General features: G+C 69.4%; 12 protein-coding genes. 5 read left to right on the plus strand and 7 right to left on the minus strand.

The window, feature by feature from the left end; all coding sequences use genetic code 11:
* Positions 1–1,036 (minus strand): thiamine pyrophosphate-binding protein (locus ESP51_RS01205; RefSeq protein WP_164990341.1); only part of this gene is annotated, 1,036 nt, incomplete at its 3' end.
* Between the two features lie 214 nt (positions 1,037–1,250).
* Here ESP51_RS01205 and ESP51_RS01210 point away from each other — a divergent pair.
* From ESP51_RS01210 to ESP51_RS01225, 4 genes are all read left to right on the plus strand, one after another.
* Positions 1,251–2,276: an NADPH:quinone reductase gene (locus ESP51_RS01210; RefSeq protein ID WP_129519067.1), complete on the plus strand. Its 1,026-nt coding sequence runs from the start codon at positions 1,251–1,253 to the stop codon at positions 2,274–2,276.
* A gap of 511 nt (positions 2,277–2,787) precedes the next feature.
* Positions 2,788–3,018 carry a hypothetical protein gene (locus ESP51_RS01215; protein WP_129519068.1) on the plus strand — a complete coding sequence of 77 codons (231 nt, stop codon included), beginning with the start codon at positions 2,788–2,790 and terminating at the stop codon, positions 3,016–3,018.
* A 108-nt stretch (positions 3,019–3,126) separates the two neighbouring features.
* Positions 3,127–4,470 (plus strand): HNH endonuclease, encoded by a 1,344-nt coding sequence (locus ESP51_RS01220; protein WP_129519069.1) that lies wholly within the window; start codon positions 3,127–3,129, stop codon positions 4,468–4,470.
* A 310-nt stretch (positions 4,471–4,780) separates the two neighbouring features.
* Positions 4,781–9,379 carry a family 43 glycosylhydrolase gene (locus tag ESP51_RS01225; RefSeq protein ID WP_164990342.1) on the plus strand — a complete coding sequence of 1,533 codons (4,599 nt, stop codon included), beginning with the start codon at positions 4,781–4,783 and terminating at the stop codon, positions 9,377–9,379.
* A gap of 90 nt (positions 9,380–9,469) precedes the next feature.
* Here ESP51_RS01225 and ESP51_RS01230 read toward each other — a convergent pair whose 3' ends face one another.
* From ESP51_RS01230 to ESP51_RS01255, 6 genes are read right to left on the minus strand one after another with little or no spacing between them, the layout of a single operon-like run.
* The gene (locus ESP51_RS01230) at positions 9,470–10,954 is read right to left on the minus strand and encodes a sodium/solute symporter (RefSeq protein ID WP_129519070.1); all 1,485 of its coding nucleotides are present in this window, start codon (positions 10,952–10,954) and stop codon (positions 9,470–9,472) included.
* Positions 10,951–11,370: a heavy metal transporter gene (locus ESP51_RS01235; RefSeq protein ID WP_129519071.1), complete on the minus strand. Its 420-nt coding sequence runs from the start codon at positions 11,368–11,370 to the stop codon at positions 10,951–10,953. The genes ESP51_RS01230 and ESP51_RS01235 overlap by 4 nt, the downstream gene beginning before the upstream one ends.
* Positions 11,367–12,143 (minus strand): LytR/AlgR family response regulator transcription factor, encoded by a 777-nt coding sequence (locus tag ESP51_RS01240; RefSeq protein ID WP_129519072.1) that lies wholly within the window; start codon positions 12,141–12,143, stop codon positions 11,367–11,369. Before ESP51_RS01240 ends, ESP51_RS01235 begins: the two co-directional genes overlap by 4 nt.
* Positions 12,140–13,327, minus strand: coding sequence for a sensor histidine kinase (locus tag ESP51_RS01245; RefSeq protein ID WP_129519073.1), 1,188 nt, complete (start codon positions 13,325–13,327; stop codon positions 12,140–12,142). Before ESP51_RS01245 ends, ESP51_RS01240 begins: the two co-directional genes overlap by 4 nt.
* 23 nt (positions 13,328–13,350) lie before the next feature.
* A complete protein-coding gene (locus ESP51_RS01250; protein WP_129519074.1) occupies positions 13,351–13,560 on the minus strand; it encodes a YbdD/YjiX family protein in 210 nt (69 codons plus the stop codon).
* Positions 13,560–15,848, minus strand: coding sequence for a carbon starvation CstA family protein (locus tag ESP51_RS01255; protein WP_129519075.1), 2,289 nt, complete (start codon positions 15,846–15,848; stop codon positions 13,560–13,562). The genes ESP51_RS01250 and ESP51_RS01255 overlap by 1 nt, the downstream gene beginning before the upstream one ends.
* A 154-nt stretch (positions 15,849–16,002) precedes the next feature.
* Between ESP51_RS01255 and ESP51_RS01260 the strand changes: the two genes are divergently transcribed.
* On the plus strand, positions 16,003–16,476 hold the full coding sequence (locus ESP51_RS01260) for an NUDIX hydrolase (protein WP_129519076.1): 474 nt from the start codon (positions 16,003–16,005) through the stop codon (positions 16,474–16,476).
* Positions 16,477–16,498 lie beyond the last annotated feature (22 nt).

The following is a 16,498-nucleotide window of genomic DNA, read 5'->3' on the forward strand; positions in this document are numbered from 1 at the left end:
GGGCCGCGAGCGCCGCAACGTCGACCGACTCGCGCCATCCAGGCGGGGTCGCGCCGAGGGCGTGCAGCTCGGCGACGAGCGCGCGGGCGACGATGGCGGCGTCGCCGCGCACGAAGGCGCCGACATGCGGATGCGTCGCGGCAGGCGCCACATCGACCTGCACGACCCGCGTGCCGGGCGCGAAGAGCTCGCCGAAGCGCATCGTGAACTGGTTGAGCGAAGCGCCGAACACCACGGCGACGTCGGCCTCGTGCACGAGCTCCATCGCGCGCTCGGCACCGAAGCCGCCGGTGACGCCGAGGTCGTAGCGACCGTCGGGGAAGACGCCTCGCCCGAGGGCCGTCGACGCGGTGAGGGCGCCCGTGGCTGCGGCGATTTCGCCGAGGGCCTCGCCGGCTCCGGCGAGCCACGCCCCCCGACCGGCTAGGAGGAAGGGGCGCTTCGCGCTTGCGAGCGCCTGGGCGGCCTCGGCCACGGCGCGGGTCGCGAACACGCCCGCGGGTGCCATCGGGCGCGGGAGCCGGGGCTCCGGCGTCACTCCGGGCTCGCCCGCCTCGAGGCCGCCGACGTCGTAGGGGATCGCGAGTACTGCGGGCCTGCGGTAGGCGAGGGCGTGCTCGATCGCGGTGACGGTCGTGGCAGCGGCATCCGTTCGGCCGACCGTATAGGTGCGTGCACCGACGGCCGATGCGAGCGCGATCTGGTCGACGTCCCATGGGCGCCGCCCCGAGGTGGGCTCGTCGCCGACGACGAGTACGAGCGGCACGCGCGCCTGCGCGGCCTCGGCGAGGGCCGTGAGGGTGTTCGTGAATCCGGCGCCGTAGGTCGCGGTGGCCGCGGCGAGCCGGCGCGAGGCGCGGAAGTATGCGTCGGCCGCGACGACGCCGCCGACCTCGTGGCGCACGGCGGTGAACTGCGCGCCGGTCTCGCGTTCGAGCGCGTCGAGGAACCAGGCGTTGCCGTTGCCCATGACGCCGAAGACGTGGTCGACGTGGGCGGCGAGCGTGCGGGCGACGTGCGAGGAGACGGAGGGCATGGCGAAGCCTTTCGAGACGATGACGGATGCGGGGTTCCGTATGTGTCTCGCGCGAACCGCTTGTGGCGGCGTCGGCTTCGTGCTCTTTTTTCAAGCACCGGCGCGTCGTGAGCCGTGACGGGACGAGTATACGACGCGGAGGTCGCCTTGACCGACTGTGCTGCCGGTCGACCGAGAGTGGAATCACGAGCGAGCCGGCTCGGTTGCACCCACCATGAGAGCCATCGTTTACCGCCGCACCGGGGACTCCTCGGTGCTCGAACTGTCGGAGCGGGAGATCGCGGAGCCGGGCCCGGGGGAACTGCGGGTGCGGGTCGCCGTCTCCGGAGTGAACCCCACGGACTGGAAGGCACGCCGCGGGTCTGGATCCGCGGCCGCCACCGGTGAGACCGTGCCCAACCAGGATGGCGCCGGCGTGGTCGATGCGGTGGGCCCGGGCGTCACGGACTTCGCCGTGGGCGACCGCGTGTGGCTGGCGATCTCGGGCTGGAAGCGTGCGGTGTCGGGCACGGCGCAGGAGTACCTCATCACGCTCGCCGAGCGGGCGTTCCCGCTGCCCGACGAGGTGTCGTTCGATGTCGGGGCGAGCCTCGGCGTTCCCGCGGTCACGGCGCACCGCGCGCTGACCGTGTCGGAGGATGCACCGGCGCGACTGCACCCCGGCGCGCTCGATGGGAAGACCGTGCTGGTCGCCGGGGGAGCGGGTGCCGTCGGCCACGCCGCTATTCAGCTCGCTCGCTGGGCCGGCGCAACGGTGCTCACGACGGTGAGCGGCGACGAGAAGGCAGCGCTCGCCACCGCCGCGGGCGCCCACCACGTCGTCAACTATCGGGATGCGGATGCCGCGGCCCAAGTCCGAGGGATCGCGCCCGGCGGCGTCGATCTCGTGGTCGAGGTCGCCGCGGGCGCGAATGCCGAGCTCGACCAGTCTGTGACGCACGAACGCTCCACGATCGCGAGCTACGGCAACGACGGCGGTGCGCCGGTGACGCTCGACTTCGGCCGGGCCATCATGCTCAACCTCCGCTACCAGTTCGTGCTGATCTACACGATGGGGGCGGATGCCTGGATCGCGGCCGGCGAAGACGTGACGGCCGCGGCGCGCGACGGAGCCCTGGCGATCGGTGCCGAAGCTGGCCTCCCGGTGCACAGGTACCCGCTCGAGGAGACCGTGGCCGCGCATGACGCCGTCGAGGGCGGTGTGGTCGGCAAGGTGCTCATCGACGTCGCCTCGGAGTGAGGCCCTGCGGTCCGGCGGTAGGCGTCCGCCCGTGATGCACCCCACTGCTTCAGCGCTCGACGCCCGCTGTCCGTTCCAGTGCAATACCGATGGTCGTGTAGAGCTCCTCATGAGCGAAGTACGAGTCGAGCCAGTCCGTGCGCGGGCGATCGTCAGGTCAGGCCGACGGCGCCAGATCAGGGGGCCATTCCTCACCCGTCCTCCACATGGCACTGGTCAAGGCCGATCTTCCTCAGATCGACCGCCAACACCGAGATTGTGCGCGCCGCGGAGTGACCGTATCGACATAGGAATCCGCTACTACGCCTATCCGCTTGCGTCAGATGACATCGATGATGCGAAGCGAGACCCAGACCGGTATCTCGGCATCGACCCGCTCATGGATGCCTGGGGTGGAACGGAGCCGCGACCTCGCATGCTCTATCTCGATAAGTGCTGGGGCTGTCTTCAGGGGAAGTTCGGGGTCGACACTTCCACTCCACGACCAGCCGCCGAACTCGTCCGTGGCGCGGTGACGTTCGTCGATCTCGGCTGGATCGGCTTCCGGCGCGTACTCGATCCCGATGAGGTTGCGGCTATCGCCAACGACCTCGAGCTCGCGCTCGCAGAGGCAGATCCGACCTTGATCGACTGCCGCTTCGACGGCGCGACGGACTACGTGCGGAGCTACATGACGGCGGCTCGCGACTTTACTCGATCACTTGCTACGAGGGGCGAGGGCCTCGTGTATCTGATCGGCTGATGCCGTACGATCTCGAAGTGGCGGATTTTGGAAAGGGCCGGTAAATGACCATTTCCAGCGTCCCTGCGATGCCGTCGGAATGTCAGTGGGTCGTGGTGGAATCGAAGCATGAGGCCACCCGTCGAAGCGATGCAGACGCACCTGTCGTCGTCATCGCTCGAGCGTGATCTGGCAGCTGATCTCCATGCGATCGTGGCGCTCGAGCGCGAGATTCGTGTCGCTCAGGCGGAGCAGTTGCGGCTCGTGGCGCGTGCCCGTGCTCGTGCTGCCCAGCTCGAGGGGGTGCACGATGGCAGCTCGTCGGGTGATCGCGAATTCGCGACGCGCTCGTTCATCGCCGAGCTCGCGACGACGCTCGTCGTGAGTGAGCTGCGCGCGTCCGCCATGGTCGGCGACGCCGCCCGGCTCGCCGAACTGCCCGCGACGGCCGCGGCCTTCGCCGCCGGTGTCGTGGGGCTCGCCCAGGTGCACACGATCATGGAGGTCACCTCGGGTGCGTCGGCCGAGTTGACGGCGCGCCTCGAGCGGGAGGCGATCGAGCGTGCGGCCCGGCAGACGAACGCGTCGCTTCGCCGCAGCCTGCGCCGGTTGCGCGAGCGCCTCGAGCCGCAGCCGCTCGACGAACGCCGCGCCGCCGCCGCACATGATCGCCGCGTCTGCGTGGAGCCGGCGGCTGACGGCATGGCCTGGCTCAGCATCCTCCTCGAAGCCGAGCGGGCGCACGCGATCAAGGCCAGGCTCGACCTAATCGTCGCTCGGGCGGCCGAAGCCGACGGCGCTGATGTGACGGATACCGCGGCATCCGTCACCGCGCACGACCCACGTACGACGACCCAGCGCGTCGCCGACCTCGCGGGCGACCTGCTGCTCGGGGGCACACTCGTCGAGGGCGATGCCGCCCCGTTCACCGTGATCGGCGCGGTCACGCCGCGGATCCTCGTGACCGTGCCGGTGCTGTCGCTGCTCGGCCTGAGCGACGAGCCGGCCGAGCTCGACGGGCACGGGCCGATCGACGCCGAGACCGCCCGCCGGCTCGCGGCGCATGCGCCGAGCTTCCAGCGCATCCTCACCCACCCCGAGACGGGCGCGTTCCTCTCCTACGGCCGCACCTCGTACCGGGTGCCCGTCGACCTCGCCGGATACCTCGCGGTGCGTGACGGCGGATGCCGCTTCCCGGGCTGCGGGCGACGCGCTCGCCAGGCCGACCTCGACCACACCGTCGACTGGGCGCACGGCGGAGCCACCAGCCACGAGAACCTCGCCCACCTCTGCCGCAAACACCACCGTCTCAAGCACCGATCCCGGTGGCGGATGACACAGGAGCCAGGCGGCGTCATCCGTTGGACCTCACCCGCCGGCCACGTTCTCCGCACCCACCCCGAACGCCCATTCATCGCCGTGCCCGATGCCGCCATGCGCGCCGCTCCAACCGACGTGCGGGTGGCCGCCTGAAGGCGTCTCGATCCGAGACGCGCGCAGGCGAGCGCCGGCAGTAGATGCCTTCGGTCCTGATCTCGGGTCCTCGGCCTGATTCGGCGGGGTGATGCGTCCAGGGCTGGGAGTGACGAAGCGCCGCATCCACGGTATCGATGCACCCATGTGAGGGATCACATTGGCGGCCTGCACAGCCGCACCACTGTGTTCACGAGCCGCAACACATCAACAACACAATGTTGTGATCGCGGATTGTGAGCGATAACATCACGCTTGTCATGTCTGCGACCCCGTCCGCGATGCCGGGGCACGTCCGAAGGATTGCGCAATGAAGCACAACGTCGTTCGACGATCCGTGGCGGGGGTGACCGCCGCGCTCCTCGGCGTCTCCGTCGCGCTCACGGCCACCCAACCCGCGTTCGCCGCTCCAGATGAACGTCTCGTCGCCCACTACACGCTCGACGAGACGAGCGGCGCGCTCGCCGCCGACCAGTCGGGCAACGGCCGAGACGCCACGATCATGGGCGGCCCGACCCTCACCGGGGGCGAGGGCGTGCGGCTCGACGGGGTCGACGACCATGTGCGGCTGCCGAACAACATCCTCGCCGGGCTCACCTCGATCACCGTGAGCACCGAGGTGCTCATCCGCACGACGCAGTCCACGCCGTACTTCATCTACGGCATGGGCAACACCAACTCGTCGGGCGTCGGCAACGGCTACCTGTTCTCCACGGGCAATGCCTTCAAGTCGTCGATCGCGACCGGCAACTGGTCGACCGAGCAGACCGCGTCGAGCGGCGCGAACCTCGCTCGCGGCGTGTGGAAGACGATCACCTACACGCTCGACGACGCCTCGAACACGGCGCGCATCTACCTCGACGGCGTGCAGGTGGCGCAGAACACGAACGTGACGATCACTCCTGGTGCGATCGGCAACGGCGTCACAGCCGCGAACTACCTCGGCCGATCCGTGTACACCGCCGACCGCTACCTCGCGGGGAGCCTGCGCGACTTCCGCATCTACGAGGTGGCGCTCACCGCCGTGGAGGTGGCGGCGCTGCAGCCCGCCGACCAGGTCAAGGTCGACCGCGACCTCGCGGTGCTCGACCTCGGCGACCTCTCGGCCGTCGAGGGCAACCTGACGCTCCCGACGTCGGGACCGAACGGCGCCGCCATCGCGTGGGCGTCGAGCGACCCCGAGGTGATCTCGGCTTCGGGCGTCGTCACGCGCCCAGCGGCATCCGACGGCGACGCATCCGTCACGCTCACCGCCACCGTCACGCGCGGCGGTGCCACCGGCACGAAGCAGTTCGTGGCGACCGTGATCGCCGAGGAAGACGACCAGGCCATCGTCGACGCGGCGGCAGCGGCGCTCGCGATCACGAACGTCGACGACGTGCGCGGCAACCTCACGCTTCCCGGTGCCCCCGCGGGCACACAGATCGCCTGGGCATCGTCGGCACCGGCGACGATCACGACCGACGGCGTGGTCGTGCGGCCCGCCTCCGACACCGACGTGACGCTCACCGCCACGGTCACCCGCAATGGGGCGACGGCCACGCGCGAGTTCGTCGCGACCGTGCGCGCGGCAGTGGCGCTCGAGCCCTTCGAGGGCTACGCGTTCTCGTACTTCACCGGCAACTCGATCGCGGGCGAGAACATCTACTTCGCGGCGAGCAACGGCAACAACGCGCTCGACTGGACCGAGCTCAACGGCGGGCAGCCCACACTGACGTCGAAGTTCGGCACGAAGGGCCTGCGCGATCCGTTCATCATCCGCTCGCCCGAGGGCGACACGTTCTACCTGATCGCCACCGACCTCTCGATCGGCGGCGGCACCAGCTGGGACGCCTCGCAGCGCCAGGGCTCGTTGCACCTCGAGGTGTGGGAGTCGCACGACCTCGTGAACTGGTCGGAGCAGCGGCACGTGAAGGTCTCGCCCGACACGGCCGGCAACACGTGGGCGCCCGAGGCGTACTACGACGAATCGATCGGCGCGTTCGTGGTGTTCTGGGCCTCGAAGCTCTACGCCGAGAACGACCCCGGTCACACCGGCAACACCTACAACCGGATGCTGTACGCCACCACCCGCGACTTCGTCACCTTCAGCGAGCCGCAGATCTGGCAGGACGGCATGTCGCGCATCGACTCGACCGTGATCAAGGACGGTGACACGTACCACCGGTTCACGAAGGACGAGGGCGCCGGCAGCACCGGATGCAGCGACATCATCCAGGAGACGTCGACCGAGCTGCGCGCGCCCCTCACGTCGTGGACGATGATCGACTCGTGCATCGGCCGCGACGCCGGCACGAGCGCCGTCGAAGGGCCGACGGTCTTCAACGCGAACCCGGGCGACGTCAACGGCGACAAGACCTATCTCTTCGTCGACGAGTTCGGCGGACGCGGGTACATCCCGCTTCAGACCGACGACATCGCCAACCCGTCGTGGGCCGTGGCACCCGAATACGACCTGCCCGCGAGCCCGCGGCACGGCACCGTGCTGCCGGTCACCGCTGCCGAGCTCGAGCGGCTCACGGCAGGCCCGCCACCGGTCGAGGCCAACGAAGACGGCGAGATCCTGCGCTATGACTTCACGGATGCCGCCGGCACGGTCGTCGCCGACCGTTCGGGCATGGGCAACGACGGCACGATCGTCGGCGGTGCCGCCTGGCAGGGCGACGCGCTCACGTTCGACGGCACCGACGACTACGTCGACCTGCCCGACCACCTCCTGACGGGCGTCGAAGACGTCACGGTCGAAGCAGACGTGAAGATCAGCCCCTCGCAGTCGGGCTCCTATTTCATCTACGGCTTCGGCAACACCGACGCATCCGGTGTCGGTTCGGGGTATCTCTTCACCACGGGCAACAGCGCCTATCGCACCGGCATCGCGTCGGGCAACTGGACCACGGAGCAGAACGTGAGCTCGGGTTCGGCGCTGCCGCGCGACAAGTGGGTGCACCTCACCTACACGCTCGAGGGCACGACCGCGCGTCTGTACCTCGACGGCGTCGAGGTCGCCAGGAACACGGGCGTGACGCTCGACCCCGGCGACATCGGCGGCGGGAGCACGATCGCCAACTACCTCGGCCGGTCGCTCTACAACGCCGACCCGCGCTTCCGCGGCCAGTTCCGCGAGTTCGCGCTCTACAACCGCGCGCTGAGCCCGGGCGAGGTGCTGACCCGGTCGGGCAACACCGCGGCGCTCGCCGGAGTCACGCTCGCCGACCCCTCGCAGTTGAAGATCGCGCCGATCGTCGATGCTGCGGCACGCACGGTGGTCTTCCCGGTCGTTCCCGGCACGGATGTCGCGGCGCTCACGCCGGTCTTCGGCATCGCCGACGGCGTGACGGCTTCGCCGGCCTCGGGCGACACCGTCGACCTCGGTGAGCCGCTGGTGGTCACGCTGACCGCACCCGACGGCTCGACGGCGACGTGGACGATGCAGGCGCGCGTGATGGCGAGCCCGGTGCTGCCGGGCCTGTACGCCGACCCGAACATCGCGGTGTTCGGTGACACGTACTACATCTACGCGACCACCGACGGGTTCGCCGGTTGGGGCGGCAAAGAGTTCTATGTCTGGAAGTCGAAGGACCTCGTCGACTGGGAGCGCTCGGCCGAGCCCTTCCTGACCCTCGACGGCGCGAACGGCAATGTTCCCTGGGCCACGGGGAATGCGTGGGCGCCGACCATCATCGAGCGCGGCGGGAAGTTCTACTTCTACTTCAGCGGTCACAACGCGGCGCTCAACCGCAAGACGATCGGCGTCGCGGTCGCCGACCATCCCGAGGGTCCGTTCGTCGCCCAGTCGACGGCGATGATCACCAACGGGGAGGCGGTGAAGTCGGGGCAGGCGATCGACCCGGCCGCGTTCCACGACCCGGTGACCGGCAAGCACTACCTGTTCTGGGGCAACGGCAGCCCGCTTTACGCCGAGCTCAACGACGACATGGTGTCGATCAAGCCGGAGACCATCAAGACGATCGGCGGCCTGACGTCGTTCCGTGAGGGCACCTTCGTCAACTTCCGTGACGGGCTGTACCACCTCACGTACTCGATCGACGACACCGGCTCGGAGAACTACCGCGTCGGCTACGCCACCGCGACGAGCGTCGACGGACCGTGGACCTACCGCGGCGTCATCCTGCAGAAGGACACGTCGCTCGGGATCCGCGGAACGGGACACAACTCGGTGATCAACGTGCCGGGCACCGACGACTGGTACATCGCCTACCACCGGTTCGCGATGCCCGACGGCAACGGGACCCACCGCGAGACGACGATCGACCGCATCGAGTTCGACGAGAACGGCCTCATGAAGACCGTTACGCCGACTCTCGAGAGCGTCGACGCGCAGACCGTGGTCGATCCCGAGCCACTCGGCGTCGCGATCGGCGGCCAGGCGGAGGTCGGGCAGACGCTCACCGCCGCGGTGGCCGATCCGTGGACCGCGTCGGCCTTCCAGTGGACGCGCGACGGCGAGGCCATCGCCGACGCCACCGGCGTCGAGTACGTGCTCACGCCGGCCGACCTCGACGCGACGATCGGTGTCACGGTGACCGCCGCAAAGCCGCTCTGGAGCCCGTCGACCGCGAGCGCCGAGGTCGGGCCGGTGCTGCCACTGCCCACGGCGCCCGCGCAGCCCGGCGCGCCCAAGGTGACGGCCGGACCGGCGTCGATCACGGTGCGCTGGGAGGCGCCCGACGACGGCGGCCGTGCGATCTCGGGCTACACGATCACGCTGACGCCGCGTGGGACCGATCAGCCGACCCTCGTCAAGGAGGTCGGCGGCACCTCGGCCACGGTGACGTTCACCGGCCTGCAGCCCGGTGCGAAGTACCGCGCGACCATCGTGGCGCACAACGAGATCGGCTCGTCACCGGTGTCGGCGCCGTCGGCGGAGGTGCTGGTGCGGAAAAAGTAGCCGGCGCGTGCGCCGAGGGGCGGGGTCGACTTCGGTCGGCTCCGCCCCTCGTCGCGAGAGCGCCACGGCGCAGACGGCGCCGCCCGCGCGTCACGACCCGCTCGACGATCCGCTCACGCGAGGGAGCTCCGGCGTATGCAGCCGGCTGAGCATCCGGTCGGTGTTCAGGGGCGTGCGGCGGTCGAGCAGCGAGACGGCGATCGTGGTCAGTGCGGCGGCAGGGATCGTCCAGGCTCCGGGTTGTGCGAGCAACGCGGCCGCGGCGCCGGCCTGCGGCCCGAACACCGACGATGCGATGAGCGCGGCCGCGCAGAGCACGGACCCGACGAGCATCCCGGCGATCGCGCCTCGAGCCGTCAGGGGGCGCCACCAGATTCCGAGCACGATGACGGGTGAGAGCGCCGAGGCGGCGAAGACGAACACATTGGCGACGGAGGTCACGAGGCCCTGGGGAACCGTTGCGAGCGCGAATCCCAGCGGCACGGCGGCGCAGACGACGGCCGCCCATCGGAAGGAGCGCACGGTGCCGTGGAACAGGTCCTGGCTGACGACACTCGAGAGCGACACGACGAGTCCCGACGACGTGCCCAGGAACGCTGCCAGGGCGCCGGCGATGACGAGCGCGGTGAGCAGCTCTCCCGCAATGCCGGGGATCAGGCGCGAGGGCAGCAGGAGTGCCACGGTGTCGGCGATGCCCGGCTTGGCGAGGTCGGGTGCGGTGGCCCGGGCGACGAGGCCGATCGTGCCCGAGACCATGTAGAAGGCGCTGATCATGGCGATGACGATGACGGTGGTCCAGCGCGCCGAACTCCCGGTCGGGCTCGTGTAGAACCGCACGAGCACGTGCGGCAGGCCGATCGTGCCGCAGAGCAGGGCGAGCAGCAGCGACGCCGTCGTGTAGGCGTCGAGTCCGCTCGGACCGTGCTCGGCAGGGAACACGAGCTCGGGGTCGATGCGCGGCTCGTGCCCGCCGAGCGTGATCACGAAGAAGATGACGGGCACGAGGAGTGCCCCGAGCTTGAGCCAGAACAGGAACGCCTGCACGAAGGTGATGGAGCGCATGCCGCCCGCCGCGACCGAGCCGCTCACGACGACGGCGACGACCACGGCGCCCACCCACGGCGGGATGTCGGCGACGACGTTGACCGCGAGTGCGGCGCCGTGCAGCTGGGGCACGATGTAGAGCCAGCCGATGACGAGCACGAGGGCGCTCGTGATCCGGCGAGCGGTGATCGAGTCGAGGCGGGCGTGGATGAAGTCGGGGATCGTGTACGCGCCGCTCCGCCGCAGGGGTGCGGCGACGAACATGAGCACGAGCAGGTATCCGGCGGCGTAGCCGATGGGGAACCAGAACGCGTCGGAGCCCGAGAGGAGCACGAGCCCCGACAGCCCGAGGAACGTGCCGGCCGAGAGGTACTCGCCACTGATGGCGGAGGCGTTCCAGATGGGGCGCACCGTGCGGGATGCCACGAAGAAGTCGCTCGTGGTGCGAGAGATGCGCAGTCCGTAGACGCCGATGAGCGACGTGACGACGAGCACGAGCGCGATCGCGGCGACCGCGAGGATCGGGTTCATTCGTGCTCCACGAGGGCGTTGAACCGGCGCTCGGTGCGCGTCGCCGCGACCGCGAAGACCACGGCATAGATGATGATGATCGGGTAGAAGCCGTAGGCCTGGATCAACCAGGGCAGCGGCACGCCGCCGATCGAGAGGTCGTGCAGCTCGGGCACCCGGCTGATCACGAAGGTGACGGATGCCACGACCACGACGAACGAGAGCACGCACGCCAGCGCGAGGCGGCCTTGGGTGCGCATGAGGCTGCGGGTGAACACCGTCTCCGCCTCGCTGACCTGTGAGGCGCCCACGCGCACCAGCGGCTCAGCTCGATTCGAGGGCTGGTCGGCGGAGCTCACTCGCTCACGGACCGGCTTGCCCTGCCCGCGGCGAGGTTCGGCGGGCGGCCCGCCGCGCGAGGCATCCGGATCGGTCATGCTCGGCCCTCACGGGGCTGCAGGATCGCCTCGCGAACCGCGGCGATCGATCGCCGGCTGACCGGGATCTCCTCCGAGCCGACGCTGACCGAGGGGTGCGTGCCGGTGAGCCTGATCGTGCTGATGGCGTTGCGATCGACGAGGTACGAGCGATGGACCCGGATGAAGCCCGCCTCGGCCCAGCGCAGCTCGAGGTCGGAGATCGACTCGCGGATCAGGTGGCTGCCGGTCTCGGTGACGAGTCGCGAGTAGTCGCCCTCGGCCTGGACCCAGCGCACGTCGTTGCGATGGACGACGCGGGTGATGTGCCCGACTCGGACCGGGATGCTCTCATCGGGGATCGTCTCAGGCTGTTCGGGCGTCTCGCGACCGGCGATGATGCGCCCGATGGCGCGGTGCAGCCGTTCGCGGCGGATGGGCTTGAGGATGAAGTCGACGGCGGCGAAGTCGAACGCCTCGACTGCGCCGGCCTCGTCGGCAGTGACGAACACGATCGCCGGCGGCTGCGTGAACCGCGACATCGCGCGCGCCAGGTCGAACCCCGACAGGCCGGGCATGTGGATGTCGAGGAACGCGGCGTCGACTTGGTGCTCGGCGAGCAGGCGAATCGCTTCAGAACCGGAGGAGGCCCGCCAGATCCCGCCGATGCGCGCATCACGGCGCAACAGCTGTTCCAGCTCGTCGAGCACCGGGCGTTCATCGTCGGCGATGAGCACGTCGATCGTCGCGGCGCTCGCGCCGGGGTCGGCTCCTGACTCGTCTGCGGCTGTCATCGGTCGACCGGCCTTTCCGTCTCGTTGAACGGCTGCGACTTGGGAATGCGCATGCGCACCATCGTGCCCGCCCCGGGGTTCGTCTCGACCACGAGTGCGTGGTCGTCGCCGTAGATGCGGCGGATGCGGGAGTCGACGTTACGCAAGCCGACGTGGTCGGTGATCTCGCCGGCGGTGAGCAGTGCTCGCAGCTCTTCCGGTTGCATGCCGACCCCGTCGTCGTCGACCGTGATCTCGGTGTGCGTGCCGTCGTCGCGCGCCGCGATGACGATGGTGCCGCCGCGCTCGCGGGGTTCGAGTCCGTGCCGCACCGCGTTCTCGACGAGCGGTTGCACGCTGAGGAACGGGATGACGGTCGTGAGCGTCTCGGGAGCGATCTGCAGCGTGACGCTCAGGCGCTCCTCGAAGCGGGCCCGCTCGAGCTCAACGTAGGAATGGACGCTCTTGAGCTCCTCGGCGAGCGTCGTGAACTCGCCCTGCCGCCGGAACGAGTACCGGGTGAAGTCCGCGAAGTCCAGCACGAGGTCCCTGGCCCGCTCGGGGTCGGTGGTGATGTACGACGCGATGGCGCCCAGCGCGTTGTAGACGAAGTGGGGGCTGATCTGCGCGCGGAGGGCTCGCAATTCCGCCTCGGCGAGGGCGGCGCGCGAGGTCTCGAGCTCGCCGAGCTCGATCTGCGCCCCGCACCACTTCGCGACCTCGGTCGTCGCCCGCACGAGTGGCGGGCGAACCTTGGGGGCGAAGGCGACGATCACGCCGACGACTCTGCCATTGGCGACGACGGGTGCTCCGACCGCGGCGGGTTCCGCGTCGGAGCTCGAGGTGAGCAGTTGTCGCTGGCCGGTCTCGATCACGCTCGAGGCGACGTGCCACGCGGCATCCGAGAGGCTCGGCCGCCCGTCGATGGAGACGACCCCCTGTCGGTTCGCGATGGCGATCGCGTCACTGCCCAAGAGGGAACGCAACGCCCGCGACGCACGGTGGAGATCGCCTGTGTCGAGACCCCCGCGCAAGTGCACGGCGGCACGCGATGCGAGCGAGAGGGTGCGGAAGGTCGCGCGCTCGGCATCGCTGCCCAGATCGCGTGAGCCGCGCATCAGCCGCCACACGAGCTGGAACAGGAGGGTCAGCGCGATGCCGATGCCGACGCCGGCGAGGACGAGGGCCCACACGTCGTCGATCATGTGGGCTCCTCGTCACGTCGTCGTCAGCAGCAGCGCGCCCCCGGGTTGCGGTCCTGGTCATCCATTCTCTGCCGCCAGAACGCTCGCTCGCTCAGCGGCTGGTGTTCTTCGCCGTGATTCGAGCGGTGGTGTTCAAGATAGCGCTGATAGGAATTGTCGCCCATCAGGTCTTGGACGTACCAGGCGATGGCTCCGGGCGCGCGCTTCAGGGTCTGGAGCAACGTCTCGGCCATCAGTGACGCACCGACTCCGGCTGGTGGTCGGCGGGGAGTGCCGCCCATTCGCGCTCGATGGTCTTCTCGGCCGGCGTGGCGATCAGTCCTGCCGGAGCGAAGCGGCGGGATGCCACGGGCGGATCCTCGTGGTTCTCGCCCCCGCCGTTCCGCAGTGCCTTGATGGTCGCGAGGATCGACGTGATGAGCACGATGATCGCGAGGGTGACGAACACGATCGAGAGCGTGCCCTGCACCGACGTGTTGCGAACGACCGCCTCCATCGCCTCGACGCTCGTCGCCGTGCCGAACGAGGTCTCACCCGCGGCCAAGGCGTCGCGGAACGCGACGTTGTTGGCCCAGTAGCCCACTTGCGGCACCGGCGAGAAGATCTTGAACATCGACGCGGTGATCGTCACGACCGCGGCGAAGCCGAGCGGCACGGCGATGATCCAGAGCCACGTGAAGTAGCTCCTGCCGCGCTTGACGACGATCGCGAGCACGACGGCGAGCGCGATGACGGCGAGCAGCTGGTTCGCGATGCCGAAGAGGGGGAAGAAGGTGTTGATGCCCCCGAGTGGATCGGTCACGCCGAGGATCAGGATGTAGCCCCAACCGGCGACCATGATCGCGGTCGAGATCCAGACGCCCGGACGCCAGGCCGTGTTCTTGAACTTGGGGAACACGTTGCCGATCGCGTCCTGGAGCATGAAGCGCGCGACTCGCGTGCCGGCGTCGACGGCCGTGAGGATGAAGAGCGCCTCGAACATGATCGCGAAGTGGTACCAGAATCCCGCCATCGCAGCGCCGCCGAGGAACTGCTGCATGATGTGCGCGAGCCCGAGTGCGAGCGTCGGTGCGCCGCCCGTGCGGGAGACGATCGACTCCTCGCCGACCGCCGCAGCCGCCGAGGAGAGCATGTCGGGTGTGAGGTTCACCCCCATGAGACCGAGCCCGTTGACGAACGCGACCGCGCCCTCGATGGTTCCGCCGGTCGCGGCGGCCGACGAGTTCATGGCGAAGTAGATGCCCCGATCGAGGGAGATCGCGGCGACGAGTGCCATGATCGCCACGAACGACTCCATGAGCATGCCGCCGTAGCCGATGAAGCGCGTCTGGCGCTCCTTCTCGATGAGCTTCGGTGTCGTGCCCGAGGCGATCAGGGCGTGGAATCCCGAGAGCGCACCGCACGCGATCGTCACGAACAGGAACGGGAACAGCGGGCCGGAGAACACCGGGCCGAGCTCACCGCCGGCGAACTCGCTGAACGCGGGCACCGTGATCTCGGGGCGCACGACGACGACGGCGCCGGCGAGCATCACGATGACGCCGATCTTCATGAACGTCGACAGGTAGTCGCGCGGGGCGAGCAGCAGCCAGACGGGGAGCACCGCGGCGATGAAGCCGTAGACGATGATGCCCCAGGCGATGGTCGTGCGGTCGAGGTGGAAGATCTCGGCGCCCCACGGGGTGGCGGCGACCCAGCCTCCCGCGACGATCGCGGCGATGAGCAGCACGAAGCCGATGAGCGACACCTCGGTGATCCTGCCCGGGCGGAGGTACCGCAGGTAGACGCCCATGAAGAGCGCGATCGGGATGGTCATCGAGACGCTGAAGACGCCCCAGGGGCTCTCGCCGAGGGCGTTGACGACGACGAGCGCGAGGATCGCGACGATGATGAGCATGATCAGGAGCGACGCGACCATGGCGGCGGTGCCGCCGATCTTTCCGAGTTCGTCGCGGGCCATCTGGCCGATCGTGCGACCGCCGCGGCGCATCGAGAAGAAGAGCACGAGGTAGTCCTGCACGGCGCCGGCGAGGATGACGCCGACGATGATCCAGATCGTGCCGGGAAGGAAGCCCATCTGCGCGGCGAGCACGGGACCGACGAGGGGCCCGGCGCCCGCGATCGCGGCGAAGTGGTGTCCGAAGAGCACGCGACGATCGGTCGGGACGTAGTCCTTGCCGTCGGCCTTGACCTCGGCGGGCGTCGCGCGCCGGTCGTCGGGTCGCGCGATGAAGCGCTGGATCACCTTCGAGTAGAAGCGGTAGGCTATCAGGTAGCTGCACACGGCCGCGAAGACGAACCAGATCGCGTTCACGGTCTCGCCGCGAACGATGGCGATCATCACCCACGCGATACCGCCGAGCAGGGCGACCGCCGCCCACAGGAGAATCTTCGGCCAGGTCCACTTGCGCTCGCGCTCGAGCTCGCGCTCCGGCACCGCCGTCGGCGGAAGACTCGGATCAGGTTGGAGCTCGTCGCTCGAATCGGCTTCGATCGTCGTTCGCCGCAGCTCTGACGTCATGGGGATCCTCCTCGGGTCGCATCGTTGCGTACGGTCACCGTAGGAGCGATCTCGGGCGCCGAAACGTCGAGAACGGTCAATGGTCGCGTTGTGCGACAGGCGGTCGATTTCCGCGACGAACGGGCGACCAACGCGTGTTGAGTAGGGTGGCGCCATGGCCACCCCCGACTTCGTGCTCGAACTGCGCCGCCATGTCGGCACTCGACCGCTCGCACTCGCCGGAGTGACGGCGGTGATCCTCCGTGGTGACGAGGTGCTGCTCGGCCGGCGCTCCGACACGAGTGCGCTCACCCCGATCACGGGCATCATCGACCCAGGCGAGGAGCCGGCGGATGCCGCGCGCCGCGAGGCACTCGAGGAGGCGGGCGTGCGCATCCGCGTCGATCGCCTCGCGTGGGTGCACCAGATCCCGCGCATCACCTACGCCAACGGCGACGAGGCCGACTACCTCGACCTCACCTTCCGCTGCACGTGGCTCGAGGGCGAGCCGTATCCGGCCGACGGCGAGATGACCGAGGTGGGGTGGCACCGGCTCGACGAACTCGGCGAGGTGGAGGAGGAGCAGCGACGACGCATCCTCACCGCCCTCGACGATCGCGGCGAGGCTCGATTCGAGGGCGGCGCCTGAGCACGCGACGGATGCCGCAGCC

The sequence above is a fragment of the Agromyces albus genome (genome assembly GCF_004134825.1).
Taxonomy (GTDB): Bacteria; Actinomycetota; Actinomycetes; order Actinomycetales; family Microbacteriaceae; genus Agromyces; species Agromyces albus.